The sequence below is a fragment of the Streptomyces sp. NPDC046862 genome, assembly GCF_040704615.1.
Classification (GTDB): Bacteria; Actinomycetota; Actinomycetes; order Streptomycetales; family Streptomycetaceae; genus Streptomyces.
On record NZ_JBEYXP010000004.1, the window covers coordinates 81,357 to 100,093 of the forward strand.

The window sequence follows — 18,737 nt, forward strand, 5'->3', positions numbered from 1 at the left end:
CGGCATGAAGTCCGTTTCCGCCCGGGGCTGCGCCCGTGGCCTCGCCGTCGGCGTCCTGCTCGCCGCTTCCGTAGCCGACGTTGTTCTCTACGCCGGCTCCGACGGGTCGAGTGTCCTGCCGATGGCAAGCCCCCTCTGGCAGACCCTGGCCGTGGTGCTGGTCGGGCTGGCCGCCGTGCTGTGGCCGGCCAAGCGGCGGCCCCAGTGGCTCACACCGCAGGTGCGCACCGCCGTGCCCGCTCTCGCCTCGGCCCTGCTCACCGCTGCTTCGCTGCTGGTCCGAGGGCCGGTCGTGTTCGGCCCGGGCGAGGTCATGATCCTGCTGAGCCTGCTCTTCATCGCGGTACGGCACTGCCCGTCGCGCTGGGCCGTGGTGTGCGGCGGCCTCGACGCGGGCGCGCTGCTCATCCTGCCGGTACGCGGCGACGTGACGCTGAGCAGTGACGTCATGGGCCTTGAGATGATCGGCCTGGTGCTGGTCGGCCTCGTCGCCGGGCTTGCAGGCTATCTGCGCACCATGGACTACCGGCGTACGCTCGCCGTCAGCGAGACCCGCCGCAGCGAACGCCTCGCCATCGCAGCCGACCTGCACGACTTCGTCGCCCACCACGTGACCGGCATCCTCGTGCAGACCCAGGTGGCCCGCATGATGGCGCAGACCCAGCCGCAGGAACTGGACCCGGTCCTGGCCGGCATCGAACGCGCCGCGACCGAGGCCCTTGCCTCGATGCGCCGCACGGTCGGTGTGCTGCGCGACACCGGCCCCGAAGCGGCCGGCCACCGCCCGGTCGGCGACCTCGCGGGCATCACCGGACTGATCGAGGGCTTCGCGATCCCCGGCCAACAGGTCGTCCTGCGCCGCGACCCCGCCGTGTCCGCCGGCATTCCCCACGAGGTGCAGGCCGCGGCCTTCCGGGTCGTCCAGGAGGCCCTGACCAACATCCGTCGACACGCGGCCGACGCCGCCCACATCGAGGTCCGTCTGCGCGACGCCGCCGGCCGACTGGAGGTATCGGTGGCGGACGACGGCCGCGGCGGCACACAGCTTCCGGCAGCCGCCCACGGCGGCGGCTTCGGCCTCGTCGGCCTGAAGGAGCGGGTGACCGCGACGGGCGGCGAACTGCACGCCGGGCCGCGGGGCGACGTGGGGTGGGAGGTGCGGGCGGTCTTTCCGGCACGGAAATCCTGAGAGCGACAGCGCGATCCATCAGGTGGTGAGGCCGTGAACGAAGATGCGGGTCCACCGGAGAACCCTGGACGCCTTCATCCTGCGCGCCTTCCTGGTCCCGCGGCCGTGCACCTCTTCGGAAAGGCTACGAAGACGCAGACCATCATGGCGGCGGCAGCGGCGATGACCCGCGCGGTCTGTACACCGCTGATCAACATCTGAGGTCCTGGACGAGACTCCATTCCCTGTCCCCACCTGTACGACCTCGCCGCCGAGCCGGTCGGTTCCTGGCGTCGCTGGACGGCCTGCGGGGGCAGGCCCGATCGAACCCCGCCAGATCTTCCAGTCCGGCGCCAACTACCCGCAGTACTGATCCGCATGGAGGCCGTCCACCGCTTCCCCGCCGACGGTCCCCGCACGGCCCACTCGGGCGTCGGCCTTTCGGCCGAGGGCAGTGCCGGGTCTCTGGCCGTTCGGCCGAGGCGTCGTCGGCCCGGGCCATCGGAGAGTGGGGGACGACGCCGTCGCCCTCCTGTCCGTGGCGGTCCGTATCCGAGAAGGACGCTCCATGCCCCGTGCCACCCGTGTAGCCGCCATGGCCGCCGCCGGCCTCCTTGCCGCCCTCGCTCTGCCCGCCGCGCAGGGCGCAACCGTGTCCACCGCTCGGCCCCCGGCCGCGGACCACCCCTCCCGCCTCGACCGGTACTACAGCCAGCGCCCGGCATGGCACCGGTGCGACATCCCCGACGCACCCGCCGCCTTCCAGTGCGCCACCATCACCGTCCCCGTCAACTACGCACACCCCGACGGCCGGACTCTGCGCCTGCAGATCTCGCGGCTGCGCACCAGCACGCCCGGCAGACGCCACGGGGTCCTGCTGTCCAACCCCGGCGGCCCGGGCAACCCCGGCCTGGGGAACCCTCTCTCGCTCCAGGACACTCTGACCAAGAGCGTCCTCCGACGCTACGACCTGATCGGTTTCGACCCCCGCGGCCTGGCCGCCAGCAGCCCGGTGCACTGCGGTCTGACGGAGGACGAGGCGGACTCCACAGAGCCCTACCGCCCCTACCGTGCCGCCACCTTCACCAAGGACACCGCACGCGCCCGGGACATCGCCGCCAAGTGCACCGCCCGCAACGGAAGCCGACTGCTGCCGTACATCAACACCCGCAACACCGCCAGGGACATGGACGTCATCCGCGGCATCCTGAGCGAGCAGAAGCTCTCCTACGTCGGGTGGTCCTACGGTACGTATCTCGGCGCCGTCTACACCCAGCTCTTCCCCCGGCACAGCGACCGCATCGTCCTCGACAGCGCGGTGGACCCGAACCGGTTCGGCCGGGGCACGGTCCTGGCCATGGCCGCCGGGGCCGAGCCCGCGTTCAAGGACTGGAGCCGGCTGATCGCCCGCCGCGACCGCACCTACCACCTCGGCGACACACCCGCCGAGGTTCGCGCCGCCTTCTGGCAGCTGATCACCCGTGCCGACCGCACACCCCTGCTGTACCAGGGCGACGACCCGTTCCACCAGGGCGACGCCCTCACCGGCGCCGACATCCGCTCCTGGCTGCGGGGGTCCTTCGCCGCCGAGCCCTACCAGGCCGCCCGCGAGATCGTCACACTCCGCGAGTCCCGATCCACCACCCGCACCACCCGCCCGGACACCGGACCCGCAGGCCCGGCGGACGACAACAGCGTCGGCCTCAACTGGGCCATCACCTGCGCCGACAACTCCGCGTCGTGGCCCCGCGATCCGGCCCGCTACCAGCGTGACGCCCGCCGCGAGAGCGTCCGCCACCCTCTCTACGGAGACTTCGCCGCCAACATCACCCCGTGCGCCTTCTGGCCCAGAGGCGCGGAACCGGCCACCCGTATCGGCAACACCGTCGGCGCCCTCGTCGTACACAACCAGTGGGACCCCCAGACCCCGCTGCCCGGCGGCCGCGCCATGCACCGCGCCATGCACGGCTCACGCCTGGTCTACGTCCGCGGCGGCCGCGGCCACGCCATCTACGCCCTCCCCGGCGCCCCCGCCTGCGTCACCCGCACCGTCGACGCCTACCTCACGGACGGACGCCTGCCGACGACCGACATCACCTGCGGCTCCTGAGTGGAAGGCGGGGCGGGCAGGAAACGTGGTTCCTGCCCGCCCCGCCTTCCACTTCAACGGCTCATGGCTTCGGGATCACGGGCGCGTCGGTGCGGGCGGCGATGTCCTCGATGGTTACTCCCGGTCCGCATTCCACGAGAGCGAGACCGTCGGGTGTGACGTCGAGGACGGCGAGGTCGGTGATGATGCGGTGGACACACCGTTCGCCGGTGAGCGGAAGGGTGCACTCCTGGAGGATCTTCGGCGAGCCGTCCTTGGCGGTGTGTTCCATCAGGACGATGACGCGGCGGGCGCCGTGGACGAGGTCCATCGCACCGCCCATGCCCTTGACCATCTTCCCGGGGATCATCCAGTTGGCCAGGTCGCCGGCGGCGGAGACCTGCATCGCGCCGAGCACGGCGGTGTCGATGTGGCCTCCGCGGATCATGCCGAAGGAAAGGGCCGAGTCGAAGAAGCTCGCGCCGGGGAGGACGGTGACGGTCTCCTTGCCCGCGTTGATCAGGTCGGGGTCGACCTCGCCCTCAGTGGGGTAGGGGCCGGTGCCGAGGATGCCGTTCTCGGAATGCAGGACCACCTGGACGCCCGAAGGAAGGTGGCCGGGGATGAGGGTGGGCAGGCCGATGCCGAGGTTGACGTAGGAGCCGTCGGTGAGTTCGGCGGCGGCGCGCGCGGCCATCTGCTCGCGGGTCCAGCCCGGCGAGGTACGGACATCGTGGCTCATGCGCGTACGGTCCCTCGTGTCGAAGACGCGGAAATTGAAAGGCGTTCGATGTGCTTGTCGGCCGCCTCGGCCGGCGTCAGTTCCACGATCCGCTGGACGAAGACCCCCGGCAGGTGAACGGCGTCGGGACTCAACCCGCCCGGCTCGACGAGTTCTTCGACCTCCGCGAGGGTGATGCGGCCGGCCATGGCGGCGAGAGGGTTGAAGTTGGCGGCGGCCCTGCGGAAGACCAGGTTGCCGTGGCGGTCGCCGCGCCAGGCCCGTACGAGCGCGAAGTCGGTGGTGATGCCGTGCTCCAGGACGTGCGGGCGACCGTGGAAGGTACGGGCCTCCTTGCGCGGAGAGGCGACGGCGACCGCGCCGTCGGGGGCGTAGCGCCAGGGCAGGCCACCGTTGGCCACCTGGGTGCCCACGCCCGCGGGGGTGTAGAAGGCGGGAATGCCCGCTCCCCCGGCGCGCAGCCGTTCGGCCAGGGTGCCCTGCGGCACCAGCTCCACCTCCAGTTCGCCCGACAGGTACTGACGGGCGAACTCCTTGTTCTCCCCCACGTAGCTGCCCGTGACGCGGGCGATCCGGCCGTCGCCCAGCAGGACGCCAAGGCCGCGCCCGTCCACGCCGCAGTTGTTCGACACGACCTGCAGGCCGGTGGCGCCCTGCGCGTGGAGGGCTTGGATGAGCACCTCGGGGATGCCGCTGAGGCCGAACCCGCCGACGGCGAGTGACGCGCCGTCGGGGACGTCGGCCACCGCCTCCGCGGCGCTCGAACAGACCTTGTCCATGGGTGAGAGAGCCTTTCTGCTCCTGCTAGTTGCGTACGGCATCCGAGATCGGCTTGGCGCCGCCGTGCGCGGTGAGGCCGCCGTCCACGGGGATCTCGGCTCCGGTGATGAAGGACGACTCGTCGCAGAGGAGGAAGGTGACGAGCGGGGTGATGTCGTCGACGGTTCCGGTGCGTCCGAGGGGTGTCCCTGCGAGGTTGACCTCGCGGAAGGCGGGCGCGGCGGAGGCGGTCATCTCGGTCTCGATGAAGCCGGGGTGGATGGTGTTCACGCGGATGCCGCGTGGCCCCATTTCCATGGCGGCGGTGGCCGACAGGCCGCGCAGGGCCCACTTGCTGGCGGTGTAGGCGACCGGGTAGTGGGCGGTCAGTGCCGCCGAGGAGCCCACGTTCACGATCGATGCCCCGGGGCGCATCAGCGGTGCCAGGTGCTGGATGCCCAGGAGCGGCCCGGTGACGTTGACCGCGTGGACGCGGGCCATGTCCTCGGGGCGTACGGCGTCGAGGCGGGCGCGCCAGGTGATGCCGGCGTTGTTGACCAGGCCGTGCACCTGTCCGTACGCCTGCCCCAGTTCGGCGGCGAGTTCGGCCCAGTCCTGCTCGCTGGTGACGTCGAGCCGACGGCAGCCAGGTGTATCGGTCACGTCGGTGGCGATGACCCGGGCGCCCTCGCGGGTCAGCGCCTCGGCCTCGGCCGCGCCCTGGCCGCGGGCGGCACCTGTGACCACGACGACCTTGCCGAGAAGCCTCTTGGGGTGGAGATCGGTCACGGCCGCTCCCGGGAGCGGCGCCGCCCGGCCGGCAGCGGGACCGGGGCGGCTCCGGCGACGACCGTGTTGGAGACGCTGCCTATGCCCTCGACGGTGAGGGTGACCGTGTCGCCGGGCCGCAGCGGGGGCGGGTCCTGACGGCCGCGTACGCCCCACAGTTCGGCGAGGCAGCCGCCGTTGCCGCAGGTGCCGGAGCCGAGGACATCGCCGGGGCGGACGAGGGTCCCACGCGAGGCGTAGGCGACCATCTCCTCGAAGGTCCAGCTCATGTTGGACAGAAGGTCCGTGCCGACGGTCTCGCCGTTGACCGAGGCGGTGAGCCCGAGCCGCAGGAAGCCGTCCTCGTCCCGGTACTTCTCCAGTTCGTCGGCGGTGACCAGGTACGGGCCCAGCGTGGTGGCGGTGTCCTTGCCCTTGCACGGGCCGAGGCCCACCTTCATCTCCGCGGACTGCAGGTCGCGTGCCGACCAGTCGTTGAAGACCGTGTAGCCGATGATGTGGTCGCCAGCCTGCTCGGGCGTGAGGTCGCGGCCCTCCTTGCCGATCACGGCGGCCACTTCGAGTTCGAAGTCGAGCACGCCCGACCCAGGTGGCACGGGGATGTCGTCGTGCGGACCGTACACCGCGTAGGGGTTGGTGAAGTAGAAGGTCGGGGCGGTGTACCACTGCTCCGGCACTCCGGCGGTGCCGTCCACCGACCGCCGTACACCCTCGACGTGTTCCTCGAAGGTGACGAAGTCCCGCACGGTGGGCGGCTGGAGTGGGGGCAGCAGTAGTACCTCGGAGACATGGGGGCCGGCCGGGATGTCCAGCGTGGCGGAGCCCGCCTCCAGCAGCGCGGGCAGGCCGCCGCCCTGGGCGAGCAGGCTGGTCAGGGAGCCGACACCGGGCAGCGGGTAGAGCGTGCCGTCCTCTTCGACGACGGCCACGTGGCGTCGGTTTCGGTACTCGTACGCGGCGAAACGCATGGAGGTTTCCTGTCGGCTGTCGGCTGTCGGCGTGAGGGGTGGGCGCGAAGGCCGGGGGCGCGGCGTGGGAGTCAGGGCGGTGACAGGGCCACCGCGCCCCCGGGGACTTAAGGGCTTCGCCGATCAGACCGGCGGAGCGACGAACACGCCGCGGTCGACGTCGTTGAAGGACTCCTTGGTGACAAGCTCGTTCATGGAGTTGGCGGTGCCCCACTGGTCGGTCACTTCGGGCTGGGAGAAGTCGTAGACGTGCGGGTGCCAGGTGTCCTCGTCCAGCAGCTCCAACTCCGTCGTGTATTCAACGGTGTTGCCGTGCGGGTCGAGGAAGTACGTGAAGGTGTTGTCGCCCGCCATGTGCCGGCCCGGCCCCCAGATCTTCTTGAAGCCGGCGCGCATCACGCGCCCGGAGCCGCGCATGTACTCGTCGATGCCGCGCATCTCGAAGGAGATGTGGTGCAGCGAGGTGTGCGGGCCCTTGGCGATGGCCATGGAGTGGTGCTGGTTACTGATCCGCATGAAGTGCATGACGTCGCCGATGTGCGGATGGCCGAGCGTGTCGGACAGTCGGAAGCCGAGGTGCTCCTCGTACCACGCCTTGGTCTTGTCCAGGTCCGGGGAGTTGAGCACGACGTGCGACAGCTTGACCGGGATCGACTCCTTCTCCTCGATCCTGCGGTGCTGCCGTACCTCGACGTCGGCGGAGACCTCGATGGTACGCCCGTCGACGTCGAAGAAACGGAAGCCGTAACCACCGCCGGGCGTCTCTACCTTGCCCGGCTGAGAGATCAACTGCACTTCACCCGCCAGGAGTTGCTCGGCAAGAGTGTCCACGTCGGCGGCGCTCGCGGCACCGTAGGAGACGAGGTCGAGGCGCTTCTCGTGGGCCTTGCGGAGCCGGACGATGTACTGCTCGGGGCTGCCCTCGGCGGCGAGGAAGGAGATGTCGGAGTCCTCGGCGACCTTGGTCAGGCCCCAGACGCCGGAGTAGAAGTCGAGCTGCTTGTCGTAGTCGGGCACGGCGAGGTCGACGTGCCGCAGGTGGGTGAGCAAGCGGTTGGACATGTGGGGGCCTCCTCAGGAGAGGTTGAGAAGCGCGGCGGCGTTTCCGCCGCGTATGGCGTGGAAGTCCGGGTCGGGCAGCCGGGCGGCGCGCAGGGCGGCGACCGGGTCCTCGGTGCCCATGTCGAAGGCGTAGTCGGAACCGAGCACCACCCGGTCCGCGCCCGCCACCCGGACGAGTTCCCGCAGCACGTGCGGGTCGTGGACGAGGGAGTCGAAGTACAGGCGCTTGAGGTAGCTGCTGGGCCGATGGGCACAGCCGGCGCCCGCGTCCGACCGGGCCGACCAGGCGTGGTCGGAGCGGCCGATGTGGGTGGGCAGGTAGCCGCCACCATGGGCGGCGATCAACTTCAGCCCGGGGTGCCGGTCCAGGACGCCGGAGAAGATCAGGTGCGACAGCGCGACCGCGTTCTCCACCGGCTGGCCCACGACGTTGGACAGGTACCAGCGATCCAGACGCTCGTCGAGCGTGCAGCCGAAGGGATGCAGGAAGAGGACGGCGCCCGTTTCCTCGGCGCGCGACCAGAAGGGTGCGTACGCGGCGTCCGAGAACTCGCGGCCGGGGGCGTGACTGGAGATTTCGACGCCCAACAGGCCTTGCTCCAGGGCGTGTTCGAGGGCGTGTACGGCCTGCTCGGGGTGCTGCAGGGGGACGAGGCCGAGTCCGTGCAGCCGTCCGGGAGCCTGGGAGCAGTGGGCGGCCGTCGCCTCGTTGGCGCGCCGGAAGACCTTCTCGGCCGTCTCCTCGTCCGCCCAGTAGTGGTAGTGCGAGGGAGACGGGCTGACCAGCTGTACGTCCACACCCTGGGCGTCCATCGCGGCCAGTCGTGCGGTGACGTCGGTCATCCTCGGGGCACGCTCACGGACCATGGGGCCGCTGACGGCGAGGGCCGCCGGGCCGTTGCGGCGGGCGTCGAGGGCCCGGGCCGCGGCCAGTCCCGGCAGGTCCGCCACCAGGGCGTCGACCTCGGGCAGCAGGACGTGCGCGTGCACGTCCACGGTGGGCACGGTCACGGCAGTTCCTTCAGCAGGGTCATCGTGCGCCCGATCAGCCCGGGGATGTCGGCGTCACGCACGCCGTCCAGCTGCCACTGGCCGATCTGCATGGACGCCTCGACGACGGTCCGCACCCGGGAAACACGGCGCTCGTAGTAGTTCTGGAGCAGCTCGCTGTCCCAGTCCCGTCCGCTGGTGAGCAGTTCGGCGAGTACCAGGGCGTCCTCCAGGGACATGGCCGCGCCCTGGGCGATGGTGGGCGGGCAGCAGTGAGCGGCGTCGCCGATCAGCACGACCCGGCCGCGGTGCCAGGAGCCCTCCACCAGCAGCCGGTCGAACCAGGTGTAGTTGACCTTCGTCGGGTCGGTGATGTGCTTGGTGATCTCCGGCCAGGCTCCGCCGTAGGCCTGCGCCAGGCGGCGCATCTCGTCGGCGTAGGCAGCCGGGTCGATGGAGGTGCGTTCGCGGCATCCCTCGACGACGAAGGCATAGATGGTGTTCTCGCTGGTGGGGGTGTAGCCGGCGATGTAGGCCGGGCCACCGTAGGCGAGGTCGGTGCGCTCAACGCCCTCGGGGCGCGGGGCGGCGATGCGCCAGATGGCCATGCCCGTCGGCTCGGCTCGCTCGGTGATGCCGATCGCGGCGCGGGTGGCGGAGTTGAGGCCGTCAGCGCCGATCACCAGGCCGTAGCGGCCCTCCGTACCGTCGCTGAAGCGCACCGACACACCGTCGGCGTCCTGCTTCAGGGCCTCGGCGGTGGTGCCCAGGCGGACGGTTGCGCCGGAGGCTCGGACCGCGTCGATGAGGATCTGCTGAAGCCGGGGGCGCTGCATGCCGAGGGTGGCGGGCAGGTCGTCGCCGCCGGTCTTGATGTCCTCGGCGACGTGCAGCACGGTGCCGTCGGGGGTGGTGATGCCCAGCGTGCCGAAGGGGAAGCCGGAGGCGCTCACCTGCTCCCAGACTCCCAGTTCGCGCAGCACGCGCAGGGCGTTGCCCTGGAGAGTGATGCCGGAGCCGGTGGTGGCGTTCCAGTCGGGCTTGGCCTCGATGAGGTCGACGGTGATGCCGGCGCGGCGCAGCAGAATGGTCACGGCGTTGCCGGAGGCGCCACCGCCGATGACGAGGACTCTGTGCGTGGGGCTGTCTGCCATGTCGGGATCCTCCCGAGGTTGGGCCGCGCGGCTTCGGGCGGCGGGGGTGCGGCTCGCCCGCCGGGAGGGCGGGCCAGGCGCTCTGGTGAATCACCCGTCGGCGGCTGGATGAGCGGGTGGGGGCCGGATGCGCCGGTGCTGTCCGGGGAGAACGCATCCGGCCCGGTTCTACGGGCTACTTGACGGCGATCGGGTTGACGGGTGAGCCGACGGCGCCGGTGATGGGCAGGGGCGCGGCGGTGAGCCAGAACTCGTACACGCCGTCGTCCGCGCAGTCGGCGGCGAGGGAGTCGAGGTCCCACATCTCGCCGATCAGCAGGCCCATGTTGGGGATGACGACCTGGTGCAGCGGCTGGAAGGCGTGGTCGAACTCGTTGGGGCGTACTTCGAAGCCCCATGTGTCGGTGGCGATCGCGGCGATCTCGGTGCCGTGCAGCCAGCCGGCCGTGGTGAACGACAGCCCCGGCGCGGGCCCGCCCGCGTAGTCGCCCCAGCCGTCGCGCCGGACGCGAGCCAGCTGTCCGGTCCGAACGAGGACGATGTCGCCGCGGCCCACGCGCACACCGTGTGCCTCGGCGGTCGCGGTCAGATGCTCCTCGGTGATCGCGAACGCGTCCGGCAGCTCGCCGTCCGCGCCGAGGACTTGACCCACATCCAGCAGCACCCCGCGCCCGGCGACGTACGGCGCCATGTGCTCGATGCCGGTGACGAGGTCACCGTCGGAGGTGACGACCTTCTCGGCCTTCCGCCCGTTCCACGCGTTGCCGTGGTCGAAGATGTGCCCGAGCCCGTCCCACTGGGTCGAGCACTGCAACGGCATCGCGATCACGTCATCGGCGCCCCCGATGCCATGGGGGAAGCCCTGGTTGCCGAGGGCCGCGTCGGTGCCGGTGTCGAGCATGGTGTGCACGGGGTTGGTCCGGCGCCGCCAGCCCTTCTGCGGGCCGTTCATGTCGAAGCGCTGGGACAGCGAGAAGCTCACGCCCCTGCGTACGAGCGCCGCGCCCTCGCGCCGCTTGGCCTCACTGAGGAAGTTCAGGGTGCCGAGGACATCGTCCTCACCCCAACGGCCCCAGTTGGAGTACCTCTTGGCGGCCTCGGCGATCGCGCCCTCGGGATCCGTACGGTCGATCATGCGTCTGCCTCCTCGGCGACACAGCGGGTGCGCTGGACGCCCAGCCCCGTGACGGAGCCCTCCATGACGTCGCCGTCGCGCAGCAGCCGCCCCCAGTGGATTCCGTTGCCGGCCGGGGAACCCGTGAGCACCAGGTCACCGGGCAGCAGCCGGGAGGTCTGCGAGATGTACGACACCAGTCGGGCGATGCCGAAGAGCATGTCCTTGGTCGACTCGTCCTGCATGGTCTCGCCATTGAGCTTCAGGGTCACCCGAAGATCACCCGGGTCCGCGATCGAGTCGGCGGGGACGATCCATGGGCCGAGCGGCGTGAAGCCAGGGGCGTTCTTGCCGCGCAGCCAGTCCGTACCGATGGCCTTCATGTCCCGGCGGAAGACGGTGGCGCGATCGGTGAGGTCGTTGGCGATGGTGTACCCGGCGACGTGCTCCAGCGCCTCTTCGACGGAGACGCGGTGGGCGGGCTTGGCGATGACGGCTGCCAACTCCAGCTCCCAGTCCGGCTGTTCGGCCCAGGCGGGCAGGACGACGTCGTCGTACGGGCCCGCGATGGCACTGGGCAGGCCGATGAACACGTACGGCAGGTCCTCCGCGGCCCGCCGGTCCATCACCGCGGCGATCTCCTCTCGCGCTTCCTCGACCGTGCGCGGGTCGTCCGGGGAGCGGTGGGCGACCTCCAGGTCGATGACGTGCTGCCGGTAGTTGGCGCCGGACTGGAAGATCTGGCGGGGCTCCACCGGGGCATGCACGCTCAGGCTGTCGAGCCGCTGCCACTCCAGGGCGTCTTCGCCCGCGAGGGTGTGCAGAACGGGAAGGATCTCCTCCCACCGTTCCAGCAGGGAACGCACATCGGTCGGCTCCCAGGCCAGAGCCTGGCTCAGGTCAAGCACCCGGTCCCGGACCACCAGGCCGGGAAACCGTCTCCCGTCAGGCGCGGAGAGCGTGCCGAGCGCGAACGGGCCGACGGGTTGCGCGAGCGTTGCCATGAGATTTCCTCCCGCTGAGTTGCGGTCTACTCTGACCGGCATCCGCAGATCGTGGAAATGAATCCTGTGGATGATGTACATCCACGCTACGAATACCCCTCTCTATCCAGGTGGTGCCCGGTGAACCTGTCCCGTCTCGACCTCAATCTGGTCGTCGCCCTCCGCGCCCTTCTGGAGGAACGCAACGTCACCCGGGCCGGCGAGCGCATCGGACTCAGCCAGCCCGCGATGAGCGCGGCGCTGTCCCGGCTGCGCCGCCATTTCGACGACGAACTGCTGGCCCGGACCGGCAACTCCTACGAACTGACCCCGCTCGGCATCGCCCTGCGCGACCGCAGCGCCACCGCGTGCGACCTGCTGGAGCGGGTCTTCGCCAGTCAGGCCGACTTCGATCCGACGGCCGAGACCCGCGAGTTCACACTGCTCGCATCGGACTACGGTGCGGCCGTGTTCGGGGCTGCCCTGGCCCGCGCCCTGCACCGGGAGGCACCCGGGATCCGGCTCGCCTTCCAGCACCCCGCGCCCTCCGTCGTGGAGAACACCGCGACCGTACTGAGCACCGTCGACGGACTGCTGATGCCCCACGGGGTCATTGACGGACTGCCCGCCGTCGACCTGTTCAGCGACCGCTGGCTGTGCCTGATCGCCGACGACCACCCCGAGGTCCGCGACGAGCTCACCCTCGACCATCTGGCCCAGTTGCCCTGGGCCGTCTACCAACGCCCCTACGACGCCCCGGCAGCGCGCCAGCTCAGCATGATCGGCATCAGCCCTCGGGTCGAGGTGTCCGTGCAGACCTTCCAGCTGCTGCCGCACATGGTCGAGGGCACCCGCCGGGTCGCGATGATCCAGGAACGCCTCGCCCGCAGAGCGGTCCGTGCCGCGGCGGTGCGCGTCCTGCCCTGCCCGTTCGAGGCCGTACCGGTGCAGGAGGCGATGTGGTGGCACCCCGTGCACGCACAGGACGCGGCCCACATCTGGCTGCGGCAAAAGGCGGCGGAGGTGGGGACGACGTTGACGGCCAACGGCGACGTCCTCAAGGGGCGCGGGGAGGCGTCGCATGCCGCTCCGCCGCGCTGACACGACTGGCCACGATGTGCCGCACCCTCGCTGCGGCACATCGTGGCAGTTCCGAGGGAGCGTGCGTCCGTCAGGCCGTCTGCTCCGGCAGCGGCCGGGGGTCGACGGCACCGGCGCGACGGCGAGCCGTGAAGAGACCTGCCGCGAGAAGGGCGGCGGCCAGCCCCAGCACGCCCACCGCACCGGCCAGACTGCCGACCGCCGACTCCAGGGCCAGCAGTACGAGCGGGCAGACGAACTCACCGCCGAAAAAGGCCGCCATCCACAACCCCGTGCCCCGGCCGCGGTCCTCGAACGCCAGACCTGCCATGGCGCTGGTAAGGAGGGCGGGCAGCAGTATGCCCGTGCCCACGCAGTTGATCACGGCTCCGACGACCACGAGAGGGGCGTTGCCCGCCAGGAACATCACCGCGAAGCCCGCCGCACAGAGCGCGAAGACGGCGGGCAACATCGGGGCCGGGGAGCGCTTCAGCCGGGCGAAGGTGACGGCGCCGCCCACGGTGGCGGCGCTCGAGACCGCGGTGGCCAGGCCGATGACACCGGAGTTCTCCACCCCGAGATCGTCGAGCAGGTACGACATCTCCACCGGGACGGTGTAGAAGACCATCGCCCCGAAGAAGGTGAGGGCGCAGATGCCCGCCATTCGACGCCACAGGACCGGGCGGCGGGTCTCCGCCCCAACCGGGGCCTCGTCGGCGGTCACGCGGGCCGCGGGGTTGGGCAGAGCGGTCGCCATCAACGGGGCGAGCACCAGGCTCACGGCGTACACCCAGAAGGGCACCCGCCAGCCCGCCGACCCGGCGGCCCCACCGATCACGAAGAAGACGGTGGCCGACGCCGAGGCGCACATGGTCTGCAGGGCGAGGTACTTCACCCGCCGGTGACCGGAGTAGTAGTCCCCGATCAGGGTGGTGCAGCACGTCATGATGGCGGCCTCGGTGACACCGACCAGGGCGCGGCCGGCGATGATGGCGCCGAGGGAGTCCAGATAGAGCGGGGCCGTTCCGAACACGGCGTACAGCAGAGTCGCCACGATCAGCAGACGCTTGCGGCCCAGCCGGTCCACGATCACCCCGGCGAACGGGGCCAGCAGCGCCAGCGACAGCGCAGGAACGGTCAGCGCAAGGGGAACCAGCGCCTTGGCTCCGGGGGTCGACTCGAAGTGGTCCTGCATCTTCGGCAGCACCGGGGCGATCAGCACCGCCCCGAGAATCGGCAGGCAGCTGCCCGCCATCAGTAGGGTCACCCGCAGAAGATGGGCCGGGCCGGAGACAGCGACGGGCGGCGACGCGACATCGTCGACCGCGGTGACAGACGGCGGGACGGAACCAGACATGGCGACTCCAGGGGGCGGCGTACGGAAGCGGACATGCCTGTGTGGCGCACAGCGCACGGCATGCTGGCAGTGGCCGCACGTCGGCCGCTGGTTTGGACAGCGGCGTGCGGGTCGGGACGACTATGGGCCGCCCGCAGCCCCGCTGCCATCCCTCGAACGATCCGAATCTCGTATCCGGCTTATCCACATCGTGGATGACCGTGATGACAGCAGGGTTCCGGACATGCGCAGACAGCGATGTCCCGGGAGGCCGGTCCGACCAGACCGCGGGTCACCGGTCGACGTCCACCCATGGGCGTCCAGGGGCCCCTCCAAGCTTCAGGGAACCGGCAGCGGCAGGACGCGCCGGTAGGCGATGACAGCTACGCCACCGACCACGACGTGCATCACCATCAGCGCGACTACGGCCAGCGGACCCTTGCCGGGCGTGTCACCACCGAGCAGGGCCAGGTCAGGCACGAACGAGACGACCACGACTACGGGCACCAGCCATCGCAGCACTCCCGGGGGGGGCCTGGCCGCGCGGCGGACGACCGCCCAGCCGATGGCTCCGAGCACGACGCCGACCACGGTCAGCGGCACGTAGGCACGTGGGGTCAGCGGTTCGAAGTCGTGCGACGCGCCGGCCGCACGGGCAAGCAGGGCGAGCAGGGCGACAATCGCGTTCCCCAAAGAAGCAGTGACAGCTGCGGCGAGCAGACCTCCGACCGCAGTCAGGAAGCCGGAACGGCGGCCGGGCGGGGCGGACGAGGTGGCAGCGGAGCCGGAACCGGGCATGGGGATCTCCTCAGGCAGGGCTCAGGACGACATGATCGACCGCGGTGTCCGCGACAAGGTGCTGGGCGACGACCTGCGCGGTGACGCGATGTTCTCCGCGGTCGTGGAACGCGCGCTCTGGCTGACGATCGACGACGCGATGCCCCCCGAGGACACCACCGAGGCCGCCGTGGCGATCTTCCTCAACGGCGCACGGAGGCCCGAGCGGCCCTGAGGCTCCGGACGGGTTGGAGCGGAACGGCGTTGTGGGCTCACTGATCACAACGCCGTTCCGTATGTGGGCGGGTAACAACGAGCCAGGGCTTGGCCCGCGCTACCCGTAGGCCCATGAAGAAGTCATGTGCGGGTCGCGGCAGCAGCGGGCGCTCCGGCGCCGAGCCGCTTGAGTTTGATGACAGGGAGACGGTGATTGACGGCTACGGCAGTGGCCGTACCCCCGTCGTGACGCCATCGCAGCAGTGCGCTGCGGTCGGCAACCGATCCGGCGAGGATTTCCGGGGATCCGGTGAGCGGCAGTTCGCCGCTGATCTTGATGTCGAGTCCCGACTGCTCGGTCCAGAAATAGGGATCCGGTCGGTACGGCCTTGCCGACGCGCCGTGCAGCAGACTGGCGGCGGCCGCTCGGCCCTGCTCGACCGCGTTGGTCCAGTGAGGAGTTCGCCGTCCTTCTCGTGTTACGACGTCCCCGGCGGCGACCACGCCGGGAGCGACGCGACAGCACGCGTCGGTGACGAGCCCGCCGCCGGCGTCCAGGGGCAGTCCGGAGTCCCGCAACCAGTCGGTGTTCGGCAGGTCGCCCACAGCGCACACGATCACGTCGGCCTCCAGGACCGACTCGCCGCAGCGGACACGGTGTTCGCCCAGGACGGTGACGCCGTCCGGCGCGACCCGGACACGTATGCCGTGGTCACGCGCTGACGCGACGGCGAGATCGGCCAGCCACGACCCGAGCAGCCTGTGCAGCGGCGGGACGAGGTCGACCACGGTGACCTCCAGGCCCAGGGCGCGACAGGTCGAGCCGACCTCCATGCCGAGGAAGCCGCCGCCCAGCACGATCGCGCTGCGCGCGCGGGCCAGTCGGGAGGCGAGAGCCGAGGCGTCGTCCAGGGTGCGCACCACGAGGTCGTCGCGGCCGACCAGGCGGCGTGCCCTGGCCCCGGTGGCGACGACCAGCCCGTCGTACGGCACCTGCGTGCCGTCGGCCAGCGTCACCGCACGACTGGGGACGTCCAGCCCTACGGCCCGCGCCCCGGTGCGGAACTCGAGCCCCTCGCCCGGCGCGGGCAGCAGGGCCGATTCCGCGGGTTCCCGGCCGGAGAGGACGCCCTTGGACAGAGGGACCCGCGAGTACGGCAGGTGAGGTTCTTCGGACAGGACGGTCACCTGCCCGTCGAACCCCTCCGCCCGCAGGCTCTCCGCTGCCGTCAGCGCGGCGATGGACCCACCGACCACGACGACCCGCCTCACGGCTGGACCTTCAGCGCCGCGACGGGACACACCCGTACGGCTGCCGCGACGGCGCTCTCGTGCTCCGGAGCCACCTCCTCGTAAGTCAGGTGCAGCTCGCCTTCGTCGTCGAGCCGGAACACCTCGGGCGCGGTCTGCTCGCACAGGCCGTGGCCCTCGCAGCGATCGAAGTCCACCACGATCCTGGACATCTCACTGCCCTTCCGCGCGCACCGTGACCGGGAGCGCGGCAAGGCCCCGGATCACGTTGTTGAGCTTGCGCACCGGCTCGCCCGCAAGCTCGATCGACGACACACGCCGCACCAGCGCGCCGAGCACCGCCTGCGCCTCCAGTCGGGCCAGGCCCTGGCCGGCGCAGCCGTGTACGCCGTAGCCGAACCCGATGTGGTCGACCGGGTTGCGCCGGACGAGGAACTCCTCGGGGCGCTCCCACTTGCGCTCGTCCCGGTTCGCCGAGGCGAAGGACAGCAGGACCTTGGTGTCGGCCGGGATGGTGACGCCCTCAATGTCCACCGGCTCGGTGGTGCGCCGGAAGAAGCCCTGCGCAGGGGATTCCAGCCGCAGCGACTCCTCGAACGCCGGGCCGACGAGCGCCGGTTCCGAGCGGACCTCTGCCAACGCCTTCGGATCCCGGGCGAAGAGCAGGATCGTGTTGCCGATGGCGTTGATGGTGGTGTCCATGCTGGCGACGACATAGGCGCTCAGCAGCGGAACCACAGATGCTGCTTCGATCTCGCCCCGGTCCGCCGCCTGGTAGACGGCGGCGGCCCAGCCGTCCGGGCGCAGGTTCTCCGGCACCATCGCGGTGTTCAGATACCCGAACATCTGGCCGACGAAGGGGATGGCCGCCTCGGAACGGGCGTTGAACGGACCGAAGGTGTTGAAGGCCGCGTCCGCGAACGACAGCAGCGGGCCCCGAGCCTCCTCGGCGAGCCCGATCAGGTCCGCGACCACCGTCACCGGGAACACTGCGGCGAGATCCGCCACGGCGTCGAACTCGCCCTTGGTCACGGCCGCGGCGACCAGGTCGTCCGCAAGGGCGGTGATCCGGGTGCGGAGCTTGGCCAGGGCCTTGGGAGCGAGCTTGTCGGACAGCAGCCCGCGCAGCCGGGTGTGGTCCGGCGGATCGCTGGCCAGGACGGTTCCCTTCATCTGGGCGTTGAACTGGTCCTCGTACCCCACACCCTGCGCCGACGAAAACCGTTCGTGGTCGGCCAGAGCCGCGCGGACATGCTCGTAACGGGGCAGGACCCAGGCGTCGTACTTGGTCAGCCGTACCGCAGGACCGGCTTCCCGAAGCTCGCGCAGAGCCGGGTAAGGGTCGTGCAGTACGTCATCGGCAAACAGGTCCACGCCGGACGTGGGCGAGGGCAAGGTCGCATGCATCAGAACCGACTCCCTTCGAAGAGAGGAAACCGTAGCGTCCACTACGATTTAGAGGAGCATCGGCTCGCGACGGAGCGCTGTCAACAGATGCAGCGATGTTTCCGCTGCGTATATACAGGCCGAATACCGCACATCAGCAGGGAGAATGGCGTGGTGGCACCAACCGACAGGGACAACGAATTCGCCATTCGTCCGCCGCGCCAGGAACGGACCCGGCAGGCATGGACGCGGATCCTCGACGCGGGAGTCGCGATCATCGAGGAGGGCGGATACGAAGCCTTCACCATCGCGGCCGTCTGTGAACGCGCCCAGGTCGCCCCGCGCGCCATCTATGACCGTACGACCAGCAAGGACGCTCTCTTCCTCGCCGTCTACGAGCACGGTCTCAGCATCATCCGCGCCGACGAGGAGGTCTTCGACCGCCCGGAGCGCTGGGCCGGCCTGGACGCGCGCACGCTGGCGGAAAAGGCCGTCGCCGAAGTCGCCGGGATCTTCGAGCGCCACGGGGCGTTCCTCAAGCCGATCGTGCTGCTGTCCGGAGCCCATCCCGAGGTCTACCGCAGGGGTCGCGTCTACACCGCCCGGACGGCGGACCGGTTCACTGCCCTGCTCCTCGGCGTCAGGGACCAGATCACCCACTCCGATCCCGAGTCGGCCGTACGCCTCTGCTTCAGCACGGTCTTCGCCTCTCTCGTGCTGCGGATCGCCTACGGCCCGGGCTTCGCCGCTCCGGCCGTCGACACGGACGCGTTTACGCGGCACCTGGCCCAGACCGCGGTGCGGTACTTGTTCGGCCGCGAGTGAACCGCCCGGCGAAGACAGGCTGTGGTCAAGCCGGCGAACACAAGCGGG

General features: G+C 70.5%; 19 protein-coding genes. 5 read left to right on the forward strand and 14 right to left on the reverse strand.

What is annotated here, in order from left to right; genetic code table 11:
- The first annotated feature begins 4 nt into the window (after nt 1-4).
- Nucleotides 5-1,189 carry a histidine kinase gene (locus AB0959_RS05500; RefSeq protein WP_366824969.1) on the forward strand — a complete coding sequence of 395 codons (1,185 nt, stop codon included), beginning with the start codon at nt 5-7 and terminating at the stop codon, nt 1,187-1,189.
- 547 nt (nt 1,190-1,736) lie between these two features.
- Nucleotides 1,737-3,278, forward strand: a complete 1,542-nt coding sequence (locus AB0959_RS05505) for an alpha/beta hydrolase (protein WP_366824970.1) — start codon at nt 1,737-1,739, stop codon at nt 3,276-3,278.
- A gap of 61 nt (nt 3,279-3,339) precedes the next feature.
- On the opposite strand, the gene AB0959_RS05510 is transcribed toward AB0959_RS05505, so the two are convergent.
- From AB0959_RS05510 to AB0959_RS05550, 9 genes are all read right to left on the reverse strand, one after another.
- The gene (locus AB0959_RS05510; protein ID WP_366824971.1) at nt 3,340-3,999 is read right to left on the reverse strand and encodes a CoA transferase subunit B; all 660 of its coding nucleotides are present in this window, start codon (nt 3,997-3,999) and stop codon (nt 3,340-3,342) included.
- Nucleotides 3,996-4,778: a CoA transferase subunit A gene (locus AB0959_RS05515; protein WP_366824972.1), complete on the reverse strand. Its 783-nt coding sequence runs from the start codon at nt 4,776-4,778 to the stop codon at nt 3,996-3,998. Before AB0959_RS05515 ends, AB0959_RS05510 begins: the two co-directional genes overlap by 4 nt.
- 25 nt (nt 4,779-4,803) lie before the next feature.
- Nucleotides 4,804-5,547 (reverse strand): SDR family oxidoreductase, encoded by a 744-nt coding sequence (locus tag AB0959_RS05520; RefSeq protein WP_366824973.1) that lies wholly within the window; start codon nt 5,545-5,547, stop codon nt 4,804-4,806.
- Entirely contained in the window at nt 5,544-6,515 is a 972-nt protein-coding gene (locus AB0959_RS05525) for a fumarylacetoacetate hydrolase family protein (RefSeq protein WP_366824974.1), read from the reverse strand. The genes AB0959_RS05520 and AB0959_RS05525 overlap by 4 nt, the downstream gene beginning before the upstream one ends.
- A 123-nt stretch (nt 6,516-6,638) precedes the next feature.
- A complete protein-coding gene (locus AB0959_RS05530; protein WP_366824975.1) occupies nt 6,639-7,577 on the reverse strand; it encodes a VOC family protein in 939 nt (312 codons plus the stop codon).
- Between the two features lie 12 nt (nt 7,578-7,589).
- A complete protein-coding gene (locus AB0959_RS05535; protein WP_366824976.1) occupies nt 7,590-8,588 on the reverse strand; it encodes an amidohydrolase family protein in 999 nt (332 codons plus the stop codon).
- Nucleotides 8,585-9,721 (reverse strand): FAD-dependent oxidoreductase, encoded by a 1,137-nt coding sequence (locus tag AB0959_RS05540; protein WP_366824977.1) that lies wholly within the window; start codon nt 9,719-9,721, stop codon nt 8,585-8,587. Before AB0959_RS05540 ends, AB0959_RS05535 begins: the two co-directional genes overlap by 4 nt.
- 175 nt (nt 9,722-9,896) lie before the next feature.
- Nucleotides 9,897-10,856: a cyclase family protein gene (locus AB0959_RS05545; protein ID WP_366824978.1), complete on the reverse strand. Its 960-nt coding sequence runs from the start codon at nt 10,854-10,856 to the stop codon at nt 9,897-9,899.
- A complete protein-coding gene (locus AB0959_RS05550) occupies nt 10,853-11,839 on the reverse strand; it encodes a fumarylacetoacetate hydrolase family protein (protein ID WP_366824979.1) in 987 nt (328 codons plus the stop codon). The genes AB0959_RS05545 and AB0959_RS05550 overlap by 4 nt, the downstream gene beginning before the upstream one ends.
- Nucleotides 11,840-11,959: 120 nt before the next feature.
- On the opposite strand from AB0959_RS05550, the gene AB0959_RS05555 reads away from it, so the two are divergent.
- Entirely contained in the window at nt 11,960-12,919 is a 960-nt protein-coding gene (locus AB0959_RS05555; RefSeq protein ID WP_366824980.1) for a LysR family transcriptional regulator, read from the forward strand.
- A 70-nt stretch (nt 12,920-12,989) separates the two neighbouring features.
- On the opposite strand, the gene AB0959_RS05560 is transcribed toward AB0959_RS05555, so the two are convergent.
- Together AB0959_RS05560 and AB0959_RS05565 are read right to left on the reverse strand one after the other, a co-directional pair.
- Nucleotides 12,990-14,255, reverse strand: coding sequence for an MFS transporter (locus AB0959_RS05560; RefSeq protein ID WP_366824981.1), 1,266 nt, complete (start codon nt 14,253-14,255; stop codon nt 12,990-12,992).
- Between the two features lie 318 nt (nt 14,256-14,573).
- Nucleotides 14,574-15,032 (reverse strand): DUF6069 family protein, encoded by a 459-nt coding sequence (locus AB0959_RS05565; RefSeq protein WP_366824982.1) that lies wholly within the window; start codon nt 15,030-15,032, stop codon nt 14,574-14,576.
- Here AB0959_RS05565 and AB0959_RS05570 point away from each other — a divergent pair.
- The gene (locus tag AB0959_RS05570; RefSeq protein WP_366824983.1) at nt 15,031-15,246 is read left to right on the forward strand and encodes a hypothetical protein; all 216 of its coding nucleotides are present in this window, start codon (nt 15,031-15,033) and stop codon (nt 15,244-15,246) included. The genes AB0959_RS05565 and AB0959_RS05570 overlap by 2 nt on opposite strands.
- Nucleotides 15,247-15,368: 122 nt before the next feature.
- Here the strand turns inward: AB0959_RS05570 and AB0959_RS05575 are convergent, their stop codons facing one another.
- From AB0959_RS05575 to AB0959_RS05585, 3 genes are read right to left on the reverse strand one after another with little or no spacing between them, the layout of a single operon-like run.
- The gene (locus tag AB0959_RS05575) at nt 15,369-16,499 is read right to left on the reverse strand and encodes an NAD(P)/FAD-dependent oxidoreductase (protein WP_366824984.1); all 1,131 of its coding nucleotides are present in this window, start codon (nt 16,497-16,499) and stop codon (nt 15,369-15,371) included.
- Entirely contained in the window at nt 16,496-16,690 is a 195-nt protein-coding gene (locus AB0959_RS05580; RefSeq protein WP_366824985.1) for a ferredoxin, read from the reverse strand. Before AB0959_RS05580 ends, AB0959_RS05575 begins: the two co-directional genes overlap by 4 nt.
- A 1-nt stretch (nt 16,691) precedes the next feature.
- A complete protein-coding gene (locus AB0959_RS05585) occupies nt 16,692-17,885 on the reverse strand; it encodes a cytochrome P450 (RefSeq protein ID WP_366824986.1) in 1,194 nt (397 codons plus the stop codon).
- 150 nt (nt 17,886-18,035) lie between these two features.
- Between AB0959_RS05585 and AB0959_RS05590 the strand changes: the two genes are divergently transcribed.
- The gene (locus AB0959_RS05590) at nt 18,036-18,689 is read left to right on the forward strand and encodes a helix-turn-helix domain-containing protein (RefSeq protein WP_366824987.1); all 654 of its coding nucleotides are present in this window, start codon (nt 18,036-18,038) and stop codon (nt 18,687-18,689) included.
- Nucleotides 18,690-18,737 lie beyond the last annotated feature (48 nt).

Bases quoted from the DNA above. Each gene is read 5' to 3' on its own strand.
- AB0959_RS05540 (WP_366824977.1), bottom strand. From the start codon at position 9,721: ATGGCAGACAGCCCCACGCACAGAGTCCTCGTCATCGGCGGTGGCGCC.
- AB0959_RS05560 (WP_366824981.1), bottom strand. From the start codon at position 14,255: ATGTCTGGTTCCGTCCCGCCGTCTGTCACCGCGGTCGACGATGTCGCG.
- AB0959_RS05545 (WP_366824978.1), bottom strand. From the start codon at position 10,856: ATGATCGACCGTACGGATCCCGAGGGCGCGATCGCCGAGGCCGCCAAG.
- AB0959_RS05515 (WP_366824972.1), bottom strand. From the start codon at position 4,778: ATGGACAAGGTCTGTTCGAGCGCCGCGGAGGCGGTGGCCGACGTCCCC.
- AB0959_RS05500 (WP_366824969.1), top strand. From the start codon at position 5: ATGAAGTCCGTTTCCGCCCGGGGCTGCGCCCGTGGCCTCGCCGTCGGC.
- AB0959_RS05570 (WP_366824983.1), top strand. From the start codon at position 15,031: ATGGGGATCTCCTCAGGCAGGGCTCAGGACGACATGATCGACCGCGGT.
- AB0959_RS05580 (WP_366824985.1), bottom strand. From the start codon at position 16,690: ATGTCCAGGATCGTGGTGGACTTCGATCGCTGCGAGGGCCACGGCCTG.
- AB0959_RS05585 (WP_366824986.1), bottom strand. From the start codon at position 17,885: ATGCATGCGACCTTGCCCTCGCCCACGTCCGGCGTGGACCTGTTTGCC.
- AB0959_RS05565 (WP_366824982.1), bottom strand. From the start codon at position 15,032: ATGCCCGGTTCCGGCTCCGCTGCCACCTCGTCCGCCCCGCCCGGCCGC.
- AB0959_RS05505 (WP_366824970.1), top strand. From the start codon at position 1,737: ATGCCCCGTGCCACCCGTGTAGCCGCCATGGCCGCCGCCGGCCTCCTT.
- AB0959_RS05525 (WP_366824974.1), bottom strand. From the start codon at position 6,515: ATGCGTTTCGCCGCGTACGAGTACCGAAACCGACGCCACGTGGCCGTC.
- AB0959_RS05550 (WP_366824979.1), bottom strand. From the start codon at position 11,839: ATGGCAACGCTCGCGCAACCCGTCGGCCCGTTCGCGCTCGGCACGCTC.
- AB0959_RS05530 (WP_366824975.1), bottom strand. From the start codon at position 7,577: ATGTCCAACCGCTTGCTCACCCACCTGCGGCACGTCGACCTCGCCGTG.
- AB0959_RS05510 (WP_366824971.1), bottom strand. From the start codon at position 3,999: ATGAGCCACGATGTCCGTACCTCGCCGGGCTGGACCCGCGAGCAGATG.